Origin of the sequence: Enterococcus raffinosus (assembly GCF_001886185.1) — a bacterium.
GTDB classification, from domain to species: domain Bacteria; phylum Bacillota; class Bacilli; order Lactobacillales; family Enterococcaceae; genus Enterococcus_A; species Enterococcus_A raffinosus.
Genome location: NZ_JXLA01000068.1, coordinates 1 through 6,864, shown reverse-complemented (window position 1 = coordinate 6,864; position 6,864 = coordinate 1). Strand labels below are relative to the sequence as shown.

The window sequence follows — 6,864 nt, the reverse complement described above, 5'->3', positions numbered from 1 at the left end:
AACTGACTAAAGTCATTAAAAAAAACTGCCAGCAAAAGCTGACAGCTAAATTTCTATTCATCTGCATGATCTGAAATAGTTTTTCCTCGTTCCATGTAGCTGATGTCATTGATCGCACGAATAGAAAACTCGCCATTTTCATACCGTAAGCGATTGATACTGCCGTTTAGTAAGTTTGCGCGAACAGGTTGTTTTGAATCGATCAAGCTTAACAAAAAGGCGATTGTCAGGCCATGAGAAACGATTAAAACATTTCCTCCGCCTTGTTTTTCTCGGTTTTGAGCAATATCTTCGAATCCATTCCAAACACGGTCGCGTAATTGAGTATAAGGCTCTGCCCAGTTCGCAGTATCTGCACCTTCAACAGCATTCGCGATTTCTTCAAAACTAACATCAGTGGCAAATAGATCGTCTTCTGTTTTAAAGTTCAATACTCGTGGTAGAACACCCCACATCTCTGCATCATAGGCGCCCTCCAAGGAACCAAAGCACCATTCCCGGATTCGAGGATCAACGTGATAAGGAATATTTTTGCCTTCAGGATGTTCGTTTAGTAAAATACGCATGGTTTCGATTGCACGACCTGAGTCACTTGAATAAGCTTCTTCAAACTTCGTATCTTGCAAACCTAGTCCTACATAATGAATGCCTTCACGTCCGCTTTTTGTTAGTGGTGTATCACACCAACCTTGCACACGAGCCAATGTGTTGAACATCGTTTTACCATGTCGAACAATATAAAGATTTGTTTCTGTCATATTTAAAACCTCCAAAAAGTTGTTTAATTAAAGAACGGATTCGTATCGATCTCACGGCCAATCGTCGTTGCTTCACCGTGTCCGGGATAGGCTGGAAGCTCACGAGGAAGAGTGAACAAATATGTTTTAATACTATAAAGCAGCTGTTGCATATCTCCAGTGTATAAATCAGTTCGCCCGATGCTTCCCCTAAAGAGTGCATCCCCAACTACAACAAAATCGTCAAAGATAAAGCTGACACTGCCAATTGAGTGTCCTGGTGTTGGTACGACCTGAAAAGTCATACCGCCAATGGTGTATTCTTTCATTTCAAATTCATACTCGGCTGGCTGTACGATCAAATCTGGCATATTGTCGTGGCGTCCTAGACCAGAAAGATTTAGGATTGGATCTCCTAACCACTTCTGTTCCAAAGGATTTACATAAACAGGAATACCATACTTTGTTCGAATTTGTTCCACCGCACCGATATGATCATAGTGGGTGTGGGTTAATAGAATAGCCTGAGGGGTTTTCCCGATACGTTCAATTTCTTTTATTAATCGGTCTCCTTCAGCTCCTGGATCCACGACCAATAAATTCTTTTCATTATGAATCAAATAGCAATTTTCTTGCGCGATTCCGGTAACAAAACCTTCGATTTGGATCATTCTTTTCCTCCCTGAAACACTAAAAAGTAATTTTGTTTGATTTGATTCACTTTACTGATAAATGATTCTGTCAGTAATAAAAACTCAATATCACAAAGTCCTTCTTTATTATACCTTAAAAGCAAAAAAAAAGCGGCTTCTCTGTACGATTTTGACAACTCGGGCAAACAAGGTTAAAAAAAATTCTGGTAAATAAATCAAGAACAATAAAATAGAATAAAACTTGACGAAGGCTAAAAAATCTTCTATGGTGAAACAGCCAAATGATTTAGTAGAAACGTAAAAATGAGGTGACAACTTGGCAGTAAAGAAAATCGCGGTTCGTGAATTAGTTGAGTTTATCCTGCGTAGCGGAAGCATTGATGAGGGGAAAAACAGCAATCATACACCTCAAGAAGGTGCGAGAATTCATCGCCAGTTGCAAAAAGAAGGCGGTTCGGAATATCAAAAAGAAGTCTGGTTGAAAAAGTCTCTAGAGATCGCAGATACTGCTGTTCAAATCGAAGGTCGTGCTGACGGCATTTATATAGAAGAAGATCGAGTATTTATCGATGAAATAAAAACATCCGAAACCCCATTTGAAGAATTAGAACCTGGCATCATTGATTTGTATTTTTATCAAGCAATGGTTTATGCCTATATTTATAGTGAACAGGAAGAGCTGCTTGAAATCGGTACACGCTTGACCTATTTTCAAACGACTGAAGAGAAAATTACCCGCCAGATTCGAACCTTTACCTTTGATGAATTGACTGATTTTTTCGAGGATTTAATCAAGCGATACGAAAATTGGTTGATTTTTCAAATGGAATGGCGAGAAACTCGTAATCGTTCTTTACAGGCCTTAAGCTTTCCTTTTGATACTTACCGTGCAGGACAAAGAGAGTTAGCTGCAGCGGTGTACAAGACGATTCACGCTCAGCAGAAACTATTTGTTGAGGCACCAACAGGAACGGGAAAGACGATGTCTACAATTTTTCCAGCATTTAAAGCAATGGGGGAAGGATTAGGAGAGCGAATTTTCTATTTAACAGCGAAGACAATCACCCGCCAGGTTGCAGAAGAAACTGTTACGAAAATTACAAAAAAAGAGGCGCGTGTAAAAAGCGTGACCTTAACTGCAAAAGATAAAATCTGTTTTTTAACAGAAAGAAATTGTACACCCGAGCATTGTCCCTTCGCTAAAGGCTATTATGATCGCGTCAACGATGGTCTTTGGGATATGCTGAATAATGAAGATCAATATACAAGACCCGTTATCGAAGATTATGCACGCAAGCATGAATTGTGTCCTTTTGAGCTTTCATTGGATGTCAGTCGTTTTTGTGATCTCGTTGTAGGAGATTACAATTATTTGTTTGATCCGACGGTGTATTTACGTCGTTTTTTCGAAGAGGAAAATAGGACAAATTTGGTTTTAGTTGATGAAGCTCACAATCTAGTTAATCGCTCAAAGGAAATGTATTCAGCAAGCATTTCTCGAGAAAACATCGCTCAAATGCAAAAAGACCTAGACAAGTCTTTTAAGAAACTAAACAAAGCTTTTATTCGGGTCGATAACGAATTCGAGTTGATTCATCAGTCGCTTAACGGCGAAGCTTATCATCATCAACAAGCAGCACCTGAAAGTCTAATTAACAGCCTCTTCAAATTGCAGGAGCAAATTAAAGAATGGTTGGCTGAAAACCCCGATCATCCAGTTCAGCAAAAAATGCTTCCAGTTTATTTTGAGATTTTGCGTTTTACTAGAATGAGTGAATATTATGACGACCATTATCAAACCACAGTAGAGCATAAGAGTTATGATTTGATTGTTAAAGAGTATTGTATCGATCCATCCTGGTTTCTAGAGCAAACAATGGAAAAAGTAGGGAGTAGTATTTTGTTTTCTGCAAGTTTTTCTCCACTGGATTATTATCAAGAAGTTTTAGGTGGAGGAGAGGATAGTTTGAGTTATCGCTTACCTAGCCCATTTCCAAATGAAAATCGATTAGTCTTAGTTGATGCCAGTATTCAGACCACTTATCAAAAGCGAACCCAAAGTATTCCGAAAATTGCATCCTCAATTGAACGTTTAGTTAAAACGAAAACGGGAAACTATCTTGTTTTCTTTCCATCCTTTCAATATTTGGATCAAGTGGCAGATTATTTTCATGATGTATATCCTGAGTATGCGATTCAGATTCAAGGATCAAGATTGAACGAAACAGAACGTGAAGAGTTTTTAGCGGCTTTTGTCGATCAGCCGAAAGAGACATTGATCGGCTTTTGTGTGCTTGGAGGAATCTTTTCCGAAGGGATTGATTTGGTGGGAGAGCGATTGATCGGAACAGTCGTGGTTGGTGTAGGGTTGCCGCAAATCAATCACGAACAAGAATTAATCAAAGAGTATTATGATGAGAAACGAAACCAGGGCTTCAGCTATGCTTATCAATTACCAGGAATGAACAAAGTGATCCAAGCAGCTGGACGAGTGATCCGTACGATGGAAGATCAAGGTATTATTTTGTTGTTAGATCAACGCTATACGAATCCTCATTATCAAACTCTTTTACCAATTAATTGGGAAGACCGAAAAATCGTCTATGGTTCAGACGAAGTTGAGCATAGCGCTCGCTCATTCTGGGAGCATAGAGGGTAATTCTTTAAACATTAAAATATAAATATCGCAAATAAAATTTTTAGTAAATTCTCAAACTATAGATAAATAAAACAGAGATGAAGCGTGCCCAAAAAGTTGATTTCATTAACTTTTGGACGCCATTCCTTTTATACTTTTTTTAATGAAAATGAAAAGCCGACATTTATTGTCGGCTTTTTTCATCGATAATTAATAAATTGCACATCAATAGGCAAATCAATTTCCTTTACTAATGCAATGACTTGCTGCAAATCATCACGGCTTTTTCCTGTGACACGTAGACGATCTTCTTGAATTTGTGCTTTTACTTTTATTTTGCTATTTTTGATAGCTGTCGTGATTTTCTTCGCGCTGTCTCTATCTATCCCATTTACTAGCTCAGCTGCTTGACGAGCATTCCCACCTAATGCATGTTCAGAGGGAGAAAATTGAATGTTCTTCAGTGGAACCCCGCGTTTAATCAATTTGCTAAATAGGACATCCTTAACTTGTTCTACTTTATACTCATCTTCCGCCTTGATTACCAATTGGTTTCCTTCTAGCTTGATGTCAAAAAGACTTCCTTTAAAATCAAAACGATTTTTCAATTCTTTCAGGGCAATTTGAACTCCGTTTTTTACTTCCTCTTTGTTCAATTCTGAAACGATATCAAAGCTTGCATCTTTAGCCATGGACATCCTCCTTATTTCTTTTGAATGTCTCATATATGACTCAACAAAAGGCTGAACCTACCGTTGAATGGACATTCTGAATCTATTCTTCTAGTTTATCAAAAAATGCTAAGAAAGCCATGATTATTCTCCAATAAGTTGTTGAAAACGATTGATTAATTATGAGAGAACCTGTTACTCTATTATAGGTTTCAAATAAAGGAGGAATATTTCGGATGCAGAAGGTTATCAATTACACATCTAAGGATTTAGCTAAAAAAATTCTTATTATATTATTTACTGGTTTGACTGGCGCAGTCGGGTTAAACTATTTTTTGATTCCTGCAAATGTCTTTTCAGCTGGAATGACTGGGATTGCGCAAATCGTTGAACATGTGCTCTCAAATGCAGGACTATCACTTGATACTGGTATCTTGATTTTTCTTCTGAATGTTCCAGTATTCATCTTAGGCTTTATTAAATTAGGTAAATCAGCAATGATCTTAAGTTTTGCGAATGTAATTTCGATGTCCTTTTTCACTACACTTGTGCCTGTTGGACAGGTGACTGATAACGTATTGATGAATGCGATTACTGGTGGAGTCTTACTGGGTATTGGTGCTGGACTGTCATTGAAGTTCGGGTTTACTACCGGTGGGCTGGATATCGTTTCATTATTACTATCAAAAACGACCGGTCGAACGGTTGGCAACTATATGATGCTTCTAAACGGATTGATTGTTGTTGTAGCGGGGTTCTTTTTCACTTGGGAAAGCGCGCTATATACGATCATAACCATCTTCACTATGAGTACGGTAGTTGACTACGTACATACAAGTCATCAGAAAATGACGGCCTTTGTCAACACGAGTAAGAGCAAAGAAATGTGTGCTGCCTTAAGTCGTGAATTACTTCGTGGGTTAACAGTAATACCCGCAAGAGGAGGCTTTAGTTCTAGCGAACGTGAGGTAATTATGATCGTTTTTACTCGTTATGAGTTATATACACTTAAACAGGTTGTGGCGGATGTTGATCCTAATTCGTTCACTAACATCGTAGCAACAGATTCTGTTGTAGGAACATTCTTAACACAGGATGAACAGAACTTATTAAAAAAATCCAAAGCCAATAACGAATGATTGTTAATTGAGAATAAGCAGGTCTCGATTCTCATTTACAAAAGCTGATAGATAGAGTAAAATACTCTTGAAACTCGAAAGGGAGTGAAGCAGGTGGAAGAGAACACTCAAAAATGGACCGATGCAGAAGTAGCTGAGATTAAAGAAACTATTTTGACCGCTTTAGAGTCAGTCATTGACCCTGAGTTAGGAATCGATATCGTGAACCTTGGTTTAATCTATGAGGTTGATTTTGAACAAACGGGAAATACTGTGATTAAAATGACCTTGACGACAATGGGCTGCCCGTTAGCAGATATTTTAACTGAAAATATCCAATCAGCGTTAGCTGAGATTCCAGAAGTAACCAATGTAGAAGTGAAACTTGTTTGGTATCCCGCATGGACAACTGACAAGATGAGTCGGTATGCACGGATTGCTTTAGGTATTAGATAAGAACTTGCGTTAAAGAACTTCTGTTAAGATGAACTTACAGTATACGCATTGAAATAAAGACGCCTTTATCAACTTTTTCAATAATGTTGATAAAGGCGTTTTTGCATTTTTTATAGCTTAAACGTTACGCAAAAAGATAATGTGCAATGTAAAAGGATATTAGTATAATTATGTGCACTGATAAGAAGGGATTTCTATAGTTTCTAATAGATTTAAAGGACAGTAAGTTATTCGTTTTTATTTAAAAGGAATTTTACAGGCAAATTGCTTCCTAAATTATCCTTAATAAAGTATAGTTGATCAGTCAACAGTTGATTAGTCAATTAATGGAAGGAGTTTTAAATGAATCTAAGAGAAATTAGTAAGTTGTTCTACCAGCTGAAACTTGCGAATCAAGAGACAACCAGTAAATTCGAAAAAGAAACTGGTTTTAGTATTACTCGTTATGAATTAATGATATTTTTAAAAGAAAATGGTCAGTGTTCTCAAACGGTATTGCAAAACGAGTTGAAAATAGATAGTGCTGCGGTCACTAGGCATTTAAAGATTTTAGAAGAGAAAAAATGGCTCTATAATTTCTAGGACTGATAG

Annotated in this window: 6 protein-coding genes and 1 pseudogene; 4 read left to right on the top strand and 3 right to left on the bottom strand. The window is 37.5% G+C overall.

Annotated features, from left to right (window positions below):
- Positions 1-53 precede the first annotated feature (53 nt).
- Both RV13_RS19830 and RV13_RS19825 read right to left on the bottom strand, forming a co-directional pair.
- Complete coding sequence (locus RV13_RS19830) at positions 54-758, bottom strand: histidine phosphatase family protein (RefSeq protein WP_010744896.1); 705 nt, start codon at positions 756-758, stop codon at positions 54-56.
- A 23-nt stretch (positions 759-781) separates the two neighbouring features.
- Complete coding sequence (locus tag RV13_RS19825; RefSeq protein WP_010744895.1) at positions 782-1,408, bottom strand: MBL fold metallo-hydrolase; 627 nt, start codon at positions 1,406-1,408, stop codon at positions 782-784.
- Between the two features lie 298 nt (positions 1,409-1,706).
- Between RV13_RS19825 and RV13_RS19820 the strand changes: the two genes are divergently transcribed.
- Positions 1,707-4,049, top strand: coding sequence for a helicase C-terminal domain-containing protein (locus RV13_RS19820; RefSeq protein WP_010744894.1), 2,343 nt, complete (start codon positions 1,707-1,709; stop codon positions 4,047-4,049).
- Positions 4,050-4,228: 179 nt separating this feature from the next.
- Here the strand turns inward: RV13_RS19820 and RV13_RS19815 are convergent, their stop codons facing one another.
- On the bottom strand, positions 4,229-4,720 hold the full coding sequence (locus RV13_RS19815) for a YajQ family cyclic di-GMP-binding protein (RefSeq protein ID WP_010744893.1): 492 nt from the start codon (positions 4,718-4,720) through the stop codon (positions 4,229-4,231).
- A gap of 215 nt (positions 4,721-4,935) precedes the next feature.
- Between RV13_RS19815 and RV13_RS19810 the strand changes: the two genes are divergently transcribed.
- The 3 genes and pseudogenes from RV13_RS19810 to RV13_RS19800 form a co-directional block, all read left to right on the top strand.
- On the top strand, positions 4,936-5,838 hold the full coding sequence (locus RV13_RS19810; RefSeq protein WP_010744892.1) for a YitT family protein: 903 nt from the start codon (positions 4,936-4,938) through the stop codon (positions 5,836-5,838).
- A gap of 93 nt (positions 5,839-5,931) precedes the next feature.
- Entirely contained in the window at positions 5,932-6,273 is a 342-nt protein-coding gene (locus RV13_RS19805; protein WP_010744891.1) for a metal-sulfur cluster assembly factor, read from the top strand.
- A 342-nt stretch (positions 6,274-6,615) separates the two neighbouring features.
- Positions 6,616-6,843 (top strand): annotated as a pseudogene (locus RV13_RS19800) (MarR family transcriptional regulator); the annotation flags it as partial.
- Positions 6,844-6,864 lie beyond the last annotated feature (21 nt).